Annotated in this window: 13 protein-coding genes; 11 read left to right on the top strand and 2 right to left on the bottom strand. The window is 65.9% G+C overall.

The window, feature by feature from the left end; genetic code table 11:
• Positions 1-9: 9 nt before the first annotated feature.
• Complete coding sequence (locus JDV75_RS08020; RefSeq protein ID WP_248096545.1) at positions 10-1884, bottom strand: phosphoenolpyruvate carboxykinase (GTP); 1875 nt, start codon at positions 1882-1884, stop codon at positions 10-12.
• 622 nt (positions 1885-2506) lie between these two features.
• On the opposite strand from JDV75_RS08020, the gene JDV75_RS08025 reads away from it, so the two are divergent.
• From JDV75_RS08025 to JDV75_RS08070, 10 genes are all read left to right on the top strand, one after another.
• Positions 2507-4072, top strand: a complete 1566-nt coding sequence (locus JDV75_RS08025; RefSeq protein WP_198739084.1) for an anthranilate synthase component 1 — start codon at positions 2507-2509, stop codon at positions 4070-4072.
• Complete coding sequence (locus JDV75_RS08030; protein WP_198738749.1) at positions 4069-4737, top strand: anthranilate synthase component II; 669 nt, start codon at positions 4069-4071, stop codon at positions 4735-4737. The genes JDV75_RS08025 and JDV75_RS08030 overlap by 4 nt, the downstream gene beginning before the upstream one ends.
• Complete coding sequence (gene trpD / locus JDV75_RS08035; RefSeq protein WP_198738750.1) at positions 4724-5746, top strand: anthranilate phosphoribosyltransferase; 1023 nt, start codon at positions 4724-4726, stop codon at positions 5744-5746. The genes JDV75_RS08030 and trpD overlap by 14 nt, the downstream gene beginning before the upstream one ends.
• Positions 5739-7205, top strand: coding sequence for a bifunctional indole-3-glycerol-phosphate synthase TrpC/phosphoribosylanthranilate isomerase TrpF (trpCF, locus tag JDV75_RS08040; RefSeq protein WP_198738751.1), 1467 nt, complete (start codon positions 5739-5741; stop codon positions 7203-7205). Before trpD ends, trpCF begins: the two co-directional genes overlap by 8 nt.
• Positions 7202-8476 carry a tryptophan synthase subunit beta gene (gene trpB / locus JDV75_RS08045; protein ID WP_198738752.1) on the top strand — a complete coding sequence of 425 codons (1275 nt, stop codon included), beginning with the start codon at positions 7202-7204 and terminating at the stop codon, positions 8474-8476. Before trpCF ends, trpB begins: the two co-directional genes overlap by 4 nt.
• A complete protein-coding gene (gene trpA / locus JDV75_RS08050; protein ID WP_198738753.1) occupies positions 8473-9312 on the top strand; it encodes a tryptophan synthase subunit alpha in 840 nt (279 codons plus the stop codon). Before trpB ends, trpA begins: the two co-directional genes overlap by 4 nt.
• Positions 9313-9468: 156 nt before the next feature.
• Entirely contained in the window at positions 9469-10347 is an 879-nt protein-coding gene (locus tag JDV75_RS08055) for a MerR family transcriptional regulator (protein ID WP_198738754.1), read from the top strand.
• Positions 10344-11222 carry an ABC transporter ATP-binding protein gene (locus JDV75_RS08060; RefSeq protein ID WP_336244313.1) on the top strand — a complete coding sequence of 293 codons (879 nt, stop codon included), beginning with the start codon at positions 10344-10346 and terminating at the stop codon, positions 11220-11222. Before JDV75_RS08055 ends, JDV75_RS08060 begins: the two co-directional genes overlap by 4 nt.
• Entirely contained in the window at positions 11219-12829 is a 1611-nt protein-coding gene (locus JDV75_RS08065; protein WP_198738755.1) for a hypothetical protein, read from the top strand. Before JDV75_RS08060 ends, JDV75_RS08065 begins: the two co-directional genes overlap by 4 nt.
• A gap of 102 nt (positions 12830-12931) precedes the next feature.
• A complete protein-coding gene (locus tag JDV75_RS08070; RefSeq protein ID WP_232958365.1) occupies positions 12932-13333 on the top strand; it encodes a Rieske (2Fe-2S) protein in 402 nt (133 codons plus the stop codon).
• A gap of 122 nt (positions 13334-13455) precedes the next feature.
• Here the strand turns inward: JDV75_RS08070 and JDV75_RS08075 are convergent, their stop codons facing one another.
• A complete protein-coding gene (locus JDV75_RS08075; RefSeq protein WP_198739086.1) occupies positions 13456-15513 on the bottom strand; it encodes an MMPL family transporter in 2058 nt (685 codons plus the stop codon).
• A gap of 194 nt (positions 15514-15707) precedes the next feature.
• Between JDV75_RS08075 and JDV75_RS08080 the strand changes: the two genes are divergently transcribed.
• Complete coding sequence (locus tag JDV75_RS08080) at positions 15708-16706, top strand: bile acid:sodium symporter family protein (RefSeq protein WP_198738757.1); 999 nt, start codon at positions 15708-15710, stop codon at positions 16704-16706.
• Positions 16707-16758 lie beyond the last annotated feature (52 nt).

Here is a 16758-nt window from a genome sequence, read left to right on the forward strand (position 1 = left end):
TGACTCGGACTACCCGGCGTCCTTCAGGTTCTTCTCCACACGACGGTGCGCCTCCCAGATGCGCTCCGGCAGTCCCTCGAAACGGGACAGGTGCTCGGCACGGGAGTCCATCTCCTTGAGCCACAGATCGCGATCGATCGTGAGAACCGCCTCGAGATCGTCGCGGTCACCGGTGAAACCGGTAAGGTCCAGTTCGTCGATCTTCGGGATCAGGCCGACCGGCGTCTCGGTTCCCTCGACCTTTCCGTCCTTGTAGTCGAGCAGCCAGAGCAGCGCACGCAGGTTGTCGCGGTATCCGGGCCACATGTAGCGGCCGTCCTCGCCTCGCTGGAACCAGTTGACGTGCGCGAACACCGGCAGTGCGCTGTCGCCGCCGACTTCCTTGGCCTTGTCGAAGATGTTCAGCCAGTGCTGGGCGTAGCGGCCCTCCGGGTAGGCCATGAACGGGCGCATGGACATCGGGTCGTAGCGCAGCTGTCCGGCCTTGCCCTCCGCTGCCGCGGTGGCCTCCGCGCCGAGGGTGAGTCCGTCATAGACGCCTTCCGCGGGATCGCGGAAGGCGCGGATCAGCGGCTCGCGGTCGCGGACGCGGCCGCCGAAGATCACGGCGTCAACCGGCACGCCCCCGGGCACCTCGTAGTTGGGTGCGACGTTGGGTACGTTGGCGAGCGTGGTGGTGAAGCGGGAGTTGGGGTGTGCCCACTCGTCACCCTTCGCGTCCGAACGCTGACGCTCGACGGGACGGTCGGCGATCGGCTCACCCTTCCAGTCCAGCCATCCATCCAGGTCCTCCGGGTAATCAGGGGTCATGCCCTCCCACCACACCTGGTGGGTCTTCGTGTTGTAGGCGACGTTGGTGAACAGCGTTCCGGTGCCTTCGTCGATGGCGTCGATCGCGGTCGGGTTGGTGTTACGGTTGGTGTTGGGGGCCACACCGAAGGCACCGAACTCCGGGTTCATGCCGTAGAGCCGACCGTCGACACCCACGCGCAGCCACACGATGTCATCGCCGTAGAAGAACACCTCGTAGCGGTCCCCGAGGCCGTCCGGCGGAAGCATCATGGCGAGGTTCGTCTTGCCGGAGGCCGACGGGAATCCACCGCAGATGTAGCGGTGTTCGCCGGTGACCTTGTCGCGGATGCCGATCAACATGAACTGCTCGGCGAGGAACTCCCCGGAGGCCCAGCCGTCGTAGCAGGCCTGACGAAGGCCGTGCGCGATCTTTCCGAGCAGCGCGTTGCCGCCGTAGGAGGAGCCGTAGTGGAGGATGGTGCGCTCGTCGGCGACCGTCGCGAAGCAGCGTTGGTCGTCATCCGTACCCTGGCCGAGATTCTCCAGGTCTCCGGTGACGTGGACGGCGCGGACGAAGTGGTCCGGGTCCTCGAGGTCGCTGAGGTAGTCGATCCCGACCCGGGCCATCCGGATCATGTGCAGGCAGACGGTCCGGTTGTCGGTGAGTTCGACGCCGGCGGCCCACGGGGCGAATGGGGAGTCCTTCGGGCTCATCAGGTAGGGGAGGACGTACATCGTCTTGCCCCGGTAAGCGCCGGCCATCTTCGCCTTCTGCTCGGCGGTGATTTCCGAGGCGTCACGCCAGTTGTTGTACTCGCCCCGGTCCGCGGGATCGTGGGTCGCCACCACGGTCTTCTCTTCCGTCCGGGCGGTGTCCTTGTGGTAGCTGCGTGAGTAGTAGCGGCCCTCACCGGCGGGCTGGATCTCGTCGTCCGCGAGCGCGGAATCGATCAGCCGCTGATCGTCCTCGGCGGAGATGACCTCGATGGAATCGGGCTGCAGAATCTCAGCCCACTCGTTGACGAAGCCGATAATGTGCTGATTGTCGACGCCCGCTTCCTCCAGCACTGTCGTGTAGTCGGTTGTAGCCACGGTGAACACCTTTCTCCTGGGGTGGCGGGGGAGGCCCCTCTGGTCCCGAACCGGAAACCGAAAGGAGTTCGCACCCCCGTATTTCATCTTTAGCTTATCAGTATTAGCGTGCCCTGAACACCGTTTTTACGTCACCGACGGTATCTTTGCCCTTGTAGAGGTACCCCGGTCGACAATCCCTGATGAAAGACGATTCCAATACTTCGAGCTCTTTCTGCGCCTCCCTCCAGCGCACGATCCACACCATTCAAGGGGTGGCCATTCCAGCGGGAACGGTTGCACACCGACGAGCCACCGGTGCTAAACTGTTCTCCATGTCCAACATTTCCGTAGCCGCCCGCACCCAGTGGTGGTGGCGCACCGTCAAGGTGGGCCACGGAATGTAGGAGACGGTTCTCCACCGTCAGTATCGAACACCCGAGGGCTCGCCCGCTTGAACCCCAAGCAGCGGGCCTTTCTTCATGCCGGTTCCCACCGGAGGCCCTCCACCCGGGGTGACGCGGCCGAACCTCCTGAAACCAACAACAAAGGAAGGCCATCCGAGGTGACCAACACCGACTCCACAACCGGCGGCACAGCGGCATCACCCCCAGATTCCGGGGCCACCGTCCATCGCATCCCCGTGCGGTACCACGAGAATGCGTCGACCCTCTTCGCTTTCCTGGGTGGTACCTCCGTCGACGACGCCGTGCTCCTGGAGAGTGCCGACATCAGTTCGAAACAGGGACTAACCTCGGTGGCGGTCCTCCGCGGCTCGGTCCGGGTCACCTGTCGTGGGGACGACGTCTGCGCCCAGCCGCTCACGAAATCCGGAATGTTTCACGTGAAACGTCTCCGGGAGGCACTGGTGGACCGGGCGAAAGAGGGTTCCTCCGCCGATGGGGGAGCGGGCACGGTTTCATTCAGTTTCCCCGCCGGCTCGGAGCTAGACGAGCGCCGCAGGCTCACCGAGATCTCCACGATAGAACCGTTGCGCCGCCTCCAGCAGGACCCCGGATATCACGACGAAGAAGGTGCCCTGCCATTCATCGCCGGGGGATTCGCCTTCGACTACATCGAGACCTTCGAGAATCTCCCCGCGGTCGCCGACGGCGAGAACACCTACCCGGACTACCAGTTCCTCGTCGCCGAAGTCCTCCTCACCATCGACCACCAGTCCGGTACCGCCGAACTCGTCGGCGTCAGTGTGGGCGAGGCGGAGGCGACGCGCCTGAGCGGGGAACTGGCCGAACTGGCGGTGGCGATCGAGTCTGCGGAACCCGACCACGCCGACGCCTACGTACCCACGGCCCATCCCACCGACACCCTCACCATCACCACCGACACCGACGACGCGACGGTCCGGGGACAGGTGGCCCGCCTGCAGAAGAACATCGAGGTCGGCGACATCTACCAGGTGGTCCCGGCGCGGAGCTTCCTCGCCCCCTGTCCCGACGCCTTCGCCGCCTACCGGGCACTACGGGCAACCAATCCCAGCCCGTACATGTTCTACGTCCGGGGCCGGGCCAACGGTGAGTCCTACGAGCTGTTCGGTGCATCCCCGGAATCGAACCTCAAGTTCACCGCGAGCACGCGCCAGGTCGAGCTGTACCCCATCGCCGGAACCCGACCGAGGGGGCTCAACCCCGACGGCAGCGTCAACGACGAGCTCGACATCAGGGCTGAACTCGAACTCCGCACCGACGCCAAGGAGATCGCGGAGCACACCATGCTCGTCGATCTCGCCCGAAACGACCTCGCCCGCGTGGCCGTACCCGCCACCCGCAGAGTCGCCGACCTCCTCCAGGTCGACCGGTACAGCCGGGTCATGCATCTGGTCAGCCGGGTGACCGCGGATCTGGACCCGACACTCGACGCCCTCGACGCCTACCGTGCCTGCATGAACATGGGCACACTGACCGGAGCACCTAAACTGCGCGCCATGGAGCTCCTCAGGGAGACCGAGGGAAAGAGGCGCGGTTCCTACGGCGGTGCCGTGGGGTACCTGCGGGGTAACGGCGACATGGACACCTGCATCGTCATCCGGTCGGCCTTCGTCCGCGACGGTCAGGCCGTGGTACAGGCCGGGGCCGGGGTCGTCCGTGACAGTAAACCGCAGGCCGAGGCCGATGAATCACTGCACAAGGCGTTCGCCGTCCTCAACGCCATCGCCCTCGCCGCCGACGCGAACCTGGAGGTCATCCGGTGACTGACAACCAACCCCACATCGTCCTCATCGACAACCAGGACTCCTTCATCTACAACCTGGTCGACGCGTTCGCCGTCGCAGGCTTCCGGTGCACGGTGTACCGGAACTCGGTTCCCGTGGACACCGTCCTCGAAAGCGCTCCAGACCTCATCTGTCTGTCCCCGGGCCCCGGGCACCCCCGTGACGCGGGCACCATGATGGAACTGATCGACACCGTTCTGGGGCGGATTCCGCTCCTCGGGATCTGCCTGGGATTCCAGGCCCTCCTGGACCACCACGGGGGCAGGGTCGAACCCTGCGGACCCGTCCACGGCACATCGGACCTGATGACCCTGACGGACGAGGGTCTCGACAGTCCCGTGTTCCGCGGTCTCACCGTCGACGCAGGCCCGGATCTCCCCGGTGTCACCGGACGCAAGGTCCCCATCGCCCGATACCACTCACTCGGCTGCACCACGATCCCGGATGGCATGGTGTCCCTCGCGACCTGTCCCTCGGAGATCGGGGAGGTCACCATGGCGGCACGAACCACCGACGGGACCGCCCTCGGGCTGCAGTTCCACCCCGAGTCAGTACTCAGCCCCTCCGGCCCCCACATCCTCACCCGCAGCGTCGAGACGCTGCTCACCAAAACCCGAGAAGGAACCAACGATGACGCACACTGACCCCGGCACGCTACTCACCGCCTACCTGGACAACCGCGATCCTTCGGTCGAAGAAGCCCGAGCCGTCTTCGATCCCCTGACGACGGATTCCTACTCGACCGCCCAGGTCGCAGCGCTCCTCGCGACCCTGCGCACCCGCGGGGAGACCGCCGCCGACATCGCCGGAGCCGCACAGGCCTTCATCAACGCGGCACGACCCTTCCCCGTCACCGGAGAAGGCGTCATGGACTCCTGCGGCACCGGCGGCGACGGCGCCAACACCATCAACATCTCCACCGCGGCGGCACTGGTCGCCGCCGCCGGGGGAGTGACGATGGTCAAACACGGCAACCGGTCGGTCAGCTCCAGGTCAGGGTCGGCGGACGTCCTCGAGGCACTGAACATCCCCCTGGACCTCGATCCGGCACGGGCGGAACGTCAGGTCAGGGCCTCCAACTTCACCTTCCTCTTCGCCCCCGTCTACCACCCGGCGATCGCCCACGTCATGCCCGTGCGCAAGGAACTGAAGGTTCCGACGATCTTCAACATTCTCGGCCCACTGCTCAATCCGGCGAAGCCGCACCTCCAGCTGATGGGGATAGCGCGTCCCGAACTGGGGCCCGACATCATCGAGGTGATGCGGGAACTCGGCCGGAGCCGGGCGCTGGTCGTCCACGGGTCAGGTACCGATGAGATCGCCGTCCACGGTCCCACCACCGTCTGGGAGCTCCGCGACGGCACCGTCACCGACTACGAACTCACCCCGGAGGACCTCGGGGTGCGCACGCATTCCCTGGAAGACCTCACGGGCGGCGACGGGGAAGAGAACGCCGACCACCTGAGGGCCGCCTTCGCCGGAACCGGTCCCGACGCCCATCTGGACGCGATCGCCGCCAACGCCGGTGCCCTGTTCTACCTCAACGGTGACACGGACACCATCTCCGACGGAGTGGCGAAAGCGAAGCAACTGCTCGCGGACAAGACCGTGGAAACCTGGCTCGCGACCCACGAGGAGGCGGACTATGCCTGACACCCATTCGATGCCGACGGTCCTCGAGGGGATAGTCACCGCCCGCAGGGGGCACCTCGAGGGCATCCGCCACCGCATCAGCCATGTGGACCCGGAGGCGCTGCCCCGCTCAACCCGCAGCCTCTTCGCCAGCCTCGGCGGGGATCTTCCCGATCGGGGTAGGGGAGCGAACCGCTTCATCATGGAGTGCAAGTCCGCTTCGCCGTCACTGGGGCTCATCCGTGAGCACTACCAGCCCGGTGACATCGCGCGGATCTACTCGCGCTACGCCTCGGGCATCTCCGTGCTCTGTGAGCCCGACAGGTTCGGCGGCGACTACGACCACCTCGCCACCGTGGCAATGTCCACGCACCTTCCGGTCCTGTGCAAGGACTTCATCATCGACGAGGTGCAGATCCACGCCGCCCGCTACTTCGGCGCCGACGCGATCCTCCTCATGCTGTCGGTTCTCGACGATGAGGCCTACACACGTCTCTCAGGCGAAGCCGAAAAACTCGGCCTCGACATTCTCACCGAGGTCGTCGACGAGGACGAGATGGACCGCGCACGTGACCTCGGCGCGCGGATCATCGGCATCAACCACCGCAATTTACACGATCTCAGCATCGACCTCGGCCGCTCCGCACGGCTCGCGTCCCTCGCGCCGCACGATGCCGTGCTCATCGCGGAGTCCGGGATCCGGGACAACGCGACGGTCCGGCGCATCGGTGCACCCGTGAACGGTTTTCTCGTCGGCTCCCAGCTCACGGGGGAGCCCGACATCGACGCCGCCGCGCGGGAGCTCGTCTACGGGCCGAACAAGGTGTGCGGGCTGAGGACACCGGGTGCCGCCCAGGCCGCCCGCGCCGCCGGTGCGGTCTACGGTGGGCTCATCTTCGAGGAGAATTCTCCCCGCTCGGTGGACGCGGGTACGGCGGAATCGATCATCGCAGCGGAACCCGGGCTGCGCTACGTCGCGGTCAGCCGGCGTTCCTCCGGTTACGGTGAGCTCTGCATCGAGGGTGTGGCGGCGGTTCAGGTCCACTGCCCTCTCGGCACGGTCGACGAGGAAGGCGAACTGATCCGACGCATCCGGGCCGAGCTTCCCCACCACGTGGAACTGTGGCGGGCCGTCTCGATGACAACGCCCGGTGCCGCCGAGACCGTCTCCGCACTCGCCGAGGGAGAACCACTCGTCGACAGGTTCGTCCTGGACTCCGGTTCGGGCGGCACGGGAACCGCGTTCGACTGGACCACGATCCCGGAGAACGTCAAGCGGCGGTCGTTCCTCGCCGGCGGCATCGGGGTGGACAATCTCCGCGACGCCCTCGACGTCGGCTGCGCGGGACTCGACCTGAATTCAGCACTCGAATACGGGCCGGATGCGGCGGCCTGGGCCGGACACAAGGACACCGCGCGGCTCGCCTCGGTCTTCACCACGATACGCACCTTCAACGATGAACAGGCGGTAGAGAAATGACCCCTCCCGAACACCACGCGACGACTCCGGACACGTCCGGGGGAGCGACCATTCTGCCCGCCTACTTCGGCCAGTTCGGCGGACAGTACGTACCCGAGCTGCTGATCCCGGCACTCGACCAGCTGGAGCAGGCCTTCGTCGACGCGATGGGCGATCCCGGGTTCCGTACGGAACTCGCCGACTACCTCCGCGACTACCTGGGCCGACCCACCCCGCTGACGGAATGTTCGAACCTTCCGCTGAAGGGCAGGGGCCACGGACTGGCCCGTATCTTCCTCAAGCGCGAGGATCTCGTCCACGGCGGTGCCCACAAGACCAACCAGGTCATCGGCCAGGCGCTCCTGGCGAAGCGGATGGGCAAGACCCGCATCATCGCGGAGACCGGTGCCGGACAGCACGGCACCGCGACGGCGCTCGCGTGTGCCCTGCTCGACCTCGAGTGCGTCATCTACATGGGTGCCGAGGACGTCCAGCGCCAGCAGCCCAACGTTTACCGGATGGAGCTGATGGGCGCGAAGGTCATTCCCGTGACCTCCGGGGCGGGCACTCTCAAGGACGCCGTCAACGAAGCGCTCCGCGACTGGACGGCCACGTTCCACGAGTCTCACTACCTCCTCGGCACCGCGGCCGGTCCGCACCCCTTCCCGACGATCGTCCGTGAATTCCACCGGGTCATCTCGACCGAGGCGAAGGCGCAGATGCTCGAACGGACCGGCGGGCTGCCGGACGTGGTGACGGCCTGCGTCGGCGGCGGATCCAACGCCATCGGCATGTTCGCCGATTTCATCGAAGAGGAGTCCGTTGAGCTCGTCGGAGTGGAGCCGGCGGGGGAGGGGCTGGATTCGGGACACCACGGCGCACCCATCCACGCCGGGAAGATCGGTATCCTCCACGGCGCCCGCTCCTATCTGATGAGGACCGCGGACGGGCAGGTCGAGGAGAGTTACTCCATCTCCGCCGGGCTGGACTATCCCGGCGTCGGTCCCCAGCACGCGTATCTGCACGAATCCGGCCGAGCCACCTACGTCGGCATCACCGATGCGGAGGCACTGGAGGCCTTCCAGCTGCTCAGCCGATACGAGGGGATCATTCCCGCTCTCGAGTCCGCGCACGCACTGGCATACGCACTCAAGCGCGCCGCGGCAGCCGAGGAGGACGGCCGGGAGATCACCATCCTCGTCTCACTTTCCGGGCGGGGCGACAAGGACGTCGATCACGTCCGCCGTACCCTCGCCGATCACCCCGAACTCGTCATGGAGGACAACCGATGAGCCGCTATCCCGCACTGTTCGAGCGTCTCGACGCCGCCGGGGAGGGAGCTTTCGTTCCCTTCGTCATGCTCGGTGACCCCGACGCGGAGACCTCCTTCGAGATCGTCCGTGCCCTCGTCGAGGGCGGAGCGGACGCCCTGGAGCTGGGCGTACCGTTCTCCGACCCGGTCGCGGACGGTCCCACGATCCAGGCCGCCCACATCCGGGCACTGGACGCCGGTGTGGACGTGGACACCTCGTTCTCGATCATCTGCCGTATCCGCGACACCTGGCCGGATCTCCCCATCGGTCTGCTCATCTACGGCAACGTCCCCTTCGCCCGGGGGAGTGGGGAGTTCTACGCCTCCGTGTCGGAGGCCGGTGCAGACTCGGTGCTCATCCCGGATGTTCCCGTCCGAGAGGGCGCGGCCTTCTCCGCGGCCGCTGAGGAAGCCGGCGTCGACCAGATCTTCATCGCCCCGCCCCACGCTTCGGAGCGAACCCTCGCCGGCGTCGCGGCCCACTCCCGCGGCTACATCTACGCGGTCTCCCGCGTCGGTGTCACCGGAGCGGAGAATGCCTCCAGCACCGACGGGCTCGCCGACGTGGTCGCCAACCTGCGGCGTTTCGGCGGGGCTCCCGCCCTGCTCGGCTTCGGGATCTCCACTCCTGAACACGTCCGGGCGGCCATTGACGCCGGTGCCGCCGGGGCTATCTCGGGTTCTGCGATCACGCGGATCATCGAGCGGCACTGTTCCGGCGCTTCTCCGGCGACCCGTACCGTCGACGATCTCCCGGCTCTCCTCGGGGAGCTGCGCGACTTTACAGCCGGCATGAAAGCCGCAACGCGGCGATAGACCCTGCACCGAGGGGCCCCATGTTTCACGTGAAACATGGGGCTTTCTTTTTGTTCACCCTGCTCCACCGCCATCTAACGTGCTGCCTGCTTCGTCACATTGTTCTCGGCCTCTTGACAGTGACCTAGCGTCACAGTGTTCCATTGAGCCATGAGGGTGAAGGAGCTGGCCGAATACACCGACACAACAGTGCGGACAATCCGCTACTACCACCAGATAGGCCTGCTCCCCGTACCCGAAGGGGCTGGCATCCGGGACTACGGCCTCGAACATCTCATCAGGGTCGAGAGGATACGTCACCTGCGCAGATCGGGTCTGTCGCTCACGTCAATCCAGAACCTCATCGCGAATAACGGTATCGATGTAGCACGGGAACTCCAGGCCACGGAAGACGCCATCAATCAGCAGATAGCGACTCTGGAAAACCAACGGGACCGCCTCCGGGATCTCCGCTCAGGACTGTCTGGCCGGTGCCTCGGGGAAACATCGGAATCCCAGTTCGACCTGATTCCTCCGCTGCCGAGCCAGCTCGACGACATCTGCGACCGCCTGACGGAAGGAGTGGACGATGACCGTTTCATCGCACTCATCCGAAAAAAGAAGCAACTCACCCAGCTTTTCCTCCCTCGCAGTGTAATACCCGGCGAGCTGTTCGACTGGGCGGCACAAATTGATGAATCCTCGTTGGTTACGTTTCGCGCGGATATCGACCGGTTCACGCGGATCAACGAACTCGCTCCCGCGGAGATCACCGCGGCGGCCCACACCGCCGCTGATCACTTCATCGACCTCCTGCAAAAGACCGGCACCAGTCTGATCATCAACGCCATTTATCGGTACCTCCGTGCACTTCGGAGCACGCCGATACCTCAGCTCATCTTCCTCGCCTTTCCAAACCCGGTCGAAGCACGGTACGTGGAGGCGCAGATCGATCGTTTGTGTACCCGTATCGCAGACATCACCCCGTCCTACCCCGGCCGCACTGACACCCCACACACTCCAGAACCGCTCGATAAACAAGGGAGTTTCACGTGAAACCACTGCTCTGTGACAGCCTCTCCAAAACGTTCGTCACTGTCCGCGCCCTCGACGAGCTCACCATGGAGGTGGGGGAGGGGAGCGTCCACGGTTTCCTCGGGCCCAACGGCGCCGGAAAATCAACCACGATCAGAATCCTGCTCGGACTACTGCACCCCGATTCCGGGAGAATCCAGGTCCTCGGGAGCAATCCACGATCAGACCCGGGGGTGCTCCGCCGCGTGGCGTACGTCCCCGCCGAGGTGACCCTGTGGCCGCAGCTCACCGGAGCGGAGACGATCCACTTTCTGGCCAAGCTGCGGGGCGGAAGTGTGAACAAGGCGCGACGGGAGGAGCTGATCGAGGCCTTCCAGCTCGACGTCAACCGCCGGAACCGGGACTACTCCACGGGTAACCGGCGGAAGATCCTCCTCGTCGCCGCTCTGTCAACGGGCGCGGATCTTCTGATCCTCGACGAACCCACCTCGGGACTCGATCCACTCATGGAACAGGTTTTCGCGGAACAACTCACCGTGGAGGCGAAGAGGGGAGCGACCGTACTGCTCAGCAGTCACATTATGAGTGAGGTGGAGAAGCTCTGCGATTCCGTCACAGTGATTAAATCCGGCAGGGTCGTACTGAGGGGCCGGGTCGACGATCTGAAACAGATTTCGGCCCACCATGTCTCCGCACAGTTCGACGGGGGAGTACCCGAAGCCTTCCGTTCTCTCGCGGCGGTGACCGTGGAGGGATCCCGGCTGACCGCGACCGTCGACCGGGAGGAGAGCACCGAACTCCTCCACCGGATCATCGAGAGCGGCGGTCACGACATCACGAGCACACCGGCATCGCTGGAGGACATCTTCCTCAGCCACTACGCGGAGGAACGATGATCACCGAAACACTGTCCCTGACGAAATTCAATCTCCGACTGCGTCGCCGCTTTCTTCTGCTGTGGATCATCCCGCTCCTGGGATTGATCGGGGCGCTGCCTCCCGGATACGACAACCAGTACCCGGATCCCGCGTCCCGGAAGCTCGCCGCCGACGCCTTCCGGGGCAATGCCGTCATCGAGGCGATGTACGGTCGGGCACCCGAGAGTGGTTCACTCGGGCAGCTGGTGTCGCTCGAGGGCGGAGCGCTCCTCACACTGCTCGCCGGAGTAATGACGGTACTGCTCGTGACCGGGCTCTTCAGGGGACCGGAACAGGCCGGAGCCGGTGAGTTGATCCGTGCGACGGGCCTTCGCCCCGGATCCGTACCCGCGGCTGCCCTGACCACCGCAGCAATCGGCGGTCTGTTCCTCGCCGCGGGCACCAGCGCCGTGATGATCGCCGCGAACTCGGCTGTCGGGGATCTTCCCTTGGAGGGCTCCCTGGTTCTCGGCGCAACCGTCCTCCTGGCCGTCCTCGGAACAGCGTTCCTGACCGCGGCGTGCACGTTCTTCGTCCGGGATCCCGCGAACCTCCGGCGTGCGGCCTTCGGAGCCCTCGCTGTTCAATTCATCATCCGCGCGGTGGCGGACAGTCGGGATCTTCCGCACCTCAACTGGGCCAGCCCACTGGGCTGGCGCGCGATTGCGTCGCCCTACGACTCGAACAACTGGGCGGCCCTAGGCGGCCTCACGATCTTGTGTCTCGCGTTCAGCCTCGGACTCGTGGGGGTGGAGAAACGCCGCGAGTTCGGAATGCCGGTGATCGCGTTCGGAGACCCCAAGCCGAAGGCGCCCCGCCGTCTGAACGGTCTGGTCGCACTGCGCCGGGTACTCGACCGTGGCACCAGGATCGGTTGGCTGATCCCGGTCGTGGTGTTCGCGGTGGTGCTGTGTTCACTCCTCCAGACCGTGATCGATTCTCTCACCATCGACGGACAAGAGACGGCGCTGGCCGAGAGAGTCGGGACGATCTTCGGTGACGGCGATGTCGTGCCTTCGTTCTTCGCCTACTGCGCGGCCCAGATCGGGATTCTGATCGGGGCAGCGGGTATCCAGACATCGCTTCACATCAGGTCGGAGGAGAACCACCGCACAGTGGACCTGATCCGATCGTGTGGTGTCTCCCGTGGAGCCCCGTACCGCTCCATCGCCCGGTCAAGCTGGGTGACGGTGATTCTGCTCGTGGTGCTCGGAACAGTCGGAGGTCTCATCGGGGGGATCCCGGGTGCCGACGACGCTGGGGAGACGGCGACGGCGATCACCGTGAGTTTCCTCACCCAGATCGGCCCTGCGGCAGCGTTGACCGGAATCGCGCTGCTGCTGGTTGGCGCGAGCCCCCGGTTCGCGACATTCGCCTGGCTGCCGCTCATCGTCTGCGCACTGATCTGGATCTTCGGGCCCGTGTTCAACGCACCGGACTGGGTCATCGATGTCTCGGTATTCAGCCACACCCCGACCAGCACCGATGTCTCCGAAACCGGGTGGACGACCACTCTGCTGGTCGCCATCGGCGTCGCGTGCACCCTTGCCGGTGCCGGGGCTGCGTCCCGGCGGGAGATCAGGTGATCCGGGTGGTGGATGATGACCCGTACCGTCGGCGGGCACCGGAGGAGATAGGTCAGCCTCACCGTTTGTGACACAGCTGTCCGGATGGGAGATACTGGGCCCATGAGCTGCCAAGATGTTTCCCCGAACACCCATACACCCTCCTGCAGCCGCCGCCTGTTCCTGGTCGGGACCGCCACGACATTCGCCGGCGCCGTCCTCGCCGCATGCGGCGGGAAGGAGACTCCCGCGTCAGTGGAGGCGGAGGACGTACCGGTGGGGAGTGCGGTCGTCGTGGGGAACTTCATCATCGCGCAGCCTACGTCAGGTGTCTTCCACGCCTATTCGACCGTCTGCCCCCATCAGGGCGCGAAGGTGGAGGTCGTCGAGGGCGACACGGTCCGCTGCCCGAAGCACAACTCCGTGTTCAGCATCGAGGACGGGAGCGTCCTCGAGGGGCCCGCACGGGCGCCGCTGGATCCGGCCAGGCTCAGCGCCGCCGGGACCACACTCACCGCTTCCTAGTCGCGGCCACCCGGTCCCGCCGCGGCCGATGTTTCACGTGGAACATCGGCGCCGGAATCGGCCACCCGCACAACCCCGAAGACCCAGGGCCCACGGGTCCTGGGTCTTCGGTCGTCCTTCGCCTACTCAGTGGTGACCGCAGCCACGGGTTCCGCCGCCCGCGCCGGCCACCAGATCCGCTCACCGATGAGCTCAAAGAGTGCCGGCACGACGAGAGTCCGGACCAGGAAGGTGTCGAGCAGGATGCCGAAGCCGACGATGATACCGACCTGCGTGAGGGTGATGAGGGGGAGCACCCCGAGTACCACGAACACTGCGGCCAGAACGATACCGGCCGAGGTGATCACCCCACCGGTGAGCGCCACCGCGCGCACCATCCCACGTCGGATGCCCCTTCCCTCGCTCTCCTCCTTGGCACGGAGCACGAGGAACACCGTGTAATCGATCCCGAGTGCGATCAGGAACAGGATGGAGTAGAGGGGAGCGGCCGTATCCAGGCCCGGGAACCCGAAGACGTGGTCGGAGATCCAGGCGCCCACACCGAGGGCGGCGGCCGTGGACAGTGCCGCAGCCGCGAGCAGCAGAAGCGGGGCCAGAACGGCACGCAGCACCACCACGAGAACCAGGAACACCACCAGCAGGATCAGGGGTACGCAGACGCGTAGATCTCTCAGGGTGGCGTCACGGCTGTCCAGATCCCGGGCCGCCGCTCCACCGACGACGGCATCAGGGTCCGCCGCGCGTGCGATGTCCCGGGTCTCGTGGATCAGCTCGAAGGACCGGGGCGAGGCGGGTTCCGCGTCCGGCAGAACCGTGAGCCGGGCGAGTTCCCCGTCGGTGCTCTCCACCGGCGGTCCGAGCACGGTGAGGTCGGGGTGTGCGCTGATCTCTTCTCTGATCCCCGACACCGCATCGACATCCGCGATGACGAGTAGCGGCGCAGACGCGCCCGCGGGGGCGTTCTCGGCGAGGGTCCGCTGTCCTGCGACGGCCTCGGAGTCGGTCCGGAACTGTTCGATCGTGGACAAGCCGAATCGCGTAGCGGTGAGACCGGCGCTCATGCAGAGGAGGACGAGGACCATCACGGCGAGTACGGCGCCCGGACGTCGGGCGACCACCCCGGCGACCCGCCCGAAAACTCCACCGTCGTCTGTCTGCGGGTGTCCGTCAGCACGGGGAACCCTCGGCCAGAACAGCCCCCGGCCACAGACCGAAAGCAGTGCGGGCAGGAGAACGAGTGCGAAGAGAAGGGCGAGCAGCAGACCGATCGCACTCGAGATACCGAGGCTCCGGAACGCCGGAACGGTCGCCGCGATGAGGGTGAGCAGCGCGAGCACCACGGTCAGGTTCGACGACAGAATGGCCGGGGTCGCACCCCGCAGAGCACAGCCCAGGGCCTGCCGGTGGCACGACCGCGTCCTCAGCTCCTCCCGGTACCTGCTCACCAGTAGGAGCGCGTAGTTCGTCCCGGCACCGAACACCAGCACCGAGGTGATTCCCGCTGTTGAGCCGTCGTTGGCGAACCATCCCGTGGTGGAGGAGAGCCAGGCGGTGACCGCGGCGGCGGCCCGGTCCGCGAGCGCCACGACGACCAGGGGGATGAGCCAGAGAATGGGGGAGCGGTACGTGAGGATGAGCAGCACCGCGACCACCGCGGCGGTGACTGCGAGCAACGTGACGTTCGCCCCCGAGAACGCCGCCGCGGTGTCGGCCGCGAAGCCCGCCGGTCCGGTCACCTCGACGCGGACACCCCGGGGAAGATCCTCACGGGCGGATGACCGGAGCTCGGTCACCGCATCGTTGAGTCCGAAGCCGTTCAGGTCCGCCGGCAGGAGGACCGTGGCCTGCGCGGCCCGCTCCGACAGCGGCACCGTCGGACCCGCACGTCGTAGCGCCCGCCCATCGGGTAGCTCCATGCCCGCGAGGCGTTCCACAGATCCGTCGATGGCCTTCAATCGCTCGGTGCCCAACGTGCCGTCGGTGGAGTACACCAGGACCGCGGGCAGGTTGTCGCCGCCCGGGAAGCGTTCCTGGAGTTGTCCGGCGCGGGCGGACTCGGCCGTATCCGGGAGACCCTGGGGTGCACGGTCGGAGTTCCCGACTCCGGCGGCCAGGAACTGCAGGCCCGCGAAGAGCAGCAGGAATGCCACGATGGTGACCCATCCCATGGCTTTCCGCATGACGAAGGGCGGGCCTGCGGGTACAGGTGTCGTCGGGTGTCCTGTCCTTCGGTCTGCGGATACCGGGGACTCGGGACGGTTGGTGTTCATGAGCCCATGTTTCCACAGGAAAGCGACGATGTGCAGCAGATGATGCGATCCACGCGGTCTCCCGGATGTCCGTCCGGTTCCGGGTGGCCACCTAGACTGTGACCATGTTCAGTCGTATCAGGCGCCCGCGGATCGACCCGCTGATCCTCCTCATTCTCCTCGCCGTTCTCCTCGCCGTGTTGCTGCCCGTCCGGGGTGAGGCGGCGACGGTGTTCTCCGTGGCGACGAAGCTCGCGATCGCACTCCTGTTCTTCGTCTACGGTGCGCGCCTTTCACCCACCGAGGCTCTCGCCGGTCTCCGGCACTGGCGACTGCACGTCACCATACTGGCCTTCACCTACGTGGTCTTCCCGCTGATCGGTGTGGCACTCATGCCCTTCGAGAGCCTGTTCCCGACAGGCCTGTTCCTGGGGATCGTGTACCTGACGCTGGTTCCGTCCACCGTCCAGTCCTCGGTCGCATTCACGTCGATCGCCCGGGGAAACGTCGCCGGGGCCATCATCAGCGCCTCGGCGTCGAATCTGCTCGGCGTGGTCCTCACACCGGTGCTGGTGATGCTCCTGATGAGCCAGGGCGGGCACGTCCATGTCAGTGGTCAGGTGTTCCTCGACATCGCGGTTCAGCTCCTCCTGCCGTTCCTCCTGGGGCAACTCGCACGGCCGTGGATCAGATCGATCGTGTCCCATTCCGCGACGAAGATCATCGATCGCGGCTCCATCACCATGGTGGTCTACTCGGCGTTCTCGGCGGGCATGGTGGAGGGAATCTGGTCCCGGGTGACACCGCTGGATCTGATCGGGCTGGTGCTGTTCTCCGTCGTGCTTGTCGCATTCATGCTGTGGCTCACACGGTTCGGCGCACAACGACTGGGGTTCAACCGGGCGGACACACTCGCCATCCAGTTCTGTGGAACGAAGAAGTCCCTCGCCACCGGATTGCCGATGGCCGCCGTCATCTTCGGGAGCGGGGAACTAGGCCTGCTCATTCTGCCGCTGATGATCTTCCACCAGATTCAGCTGATGATGTGCGCCGCTCTGGCGTCGCAACACGCCGCAGAGCAGCCGGACGTGGAGCGCTCCCGCGGGACGGCCGACGGCGTCTGAACACCGCCGGTGGTTTCACGTGAAACATCGACGAACACCAGCCAGTCCGTTG

The organism is Corynebacterium meridianum (assembly GCF_016342265.1).
GTDB classification, from domain to species: domain Bacteria; phylum Actinomycetota; class Actinomycetes; order Mycobacteriales; family Mycobacteriaceae; genus Corynebacterium; species Corynebacterium meridianum.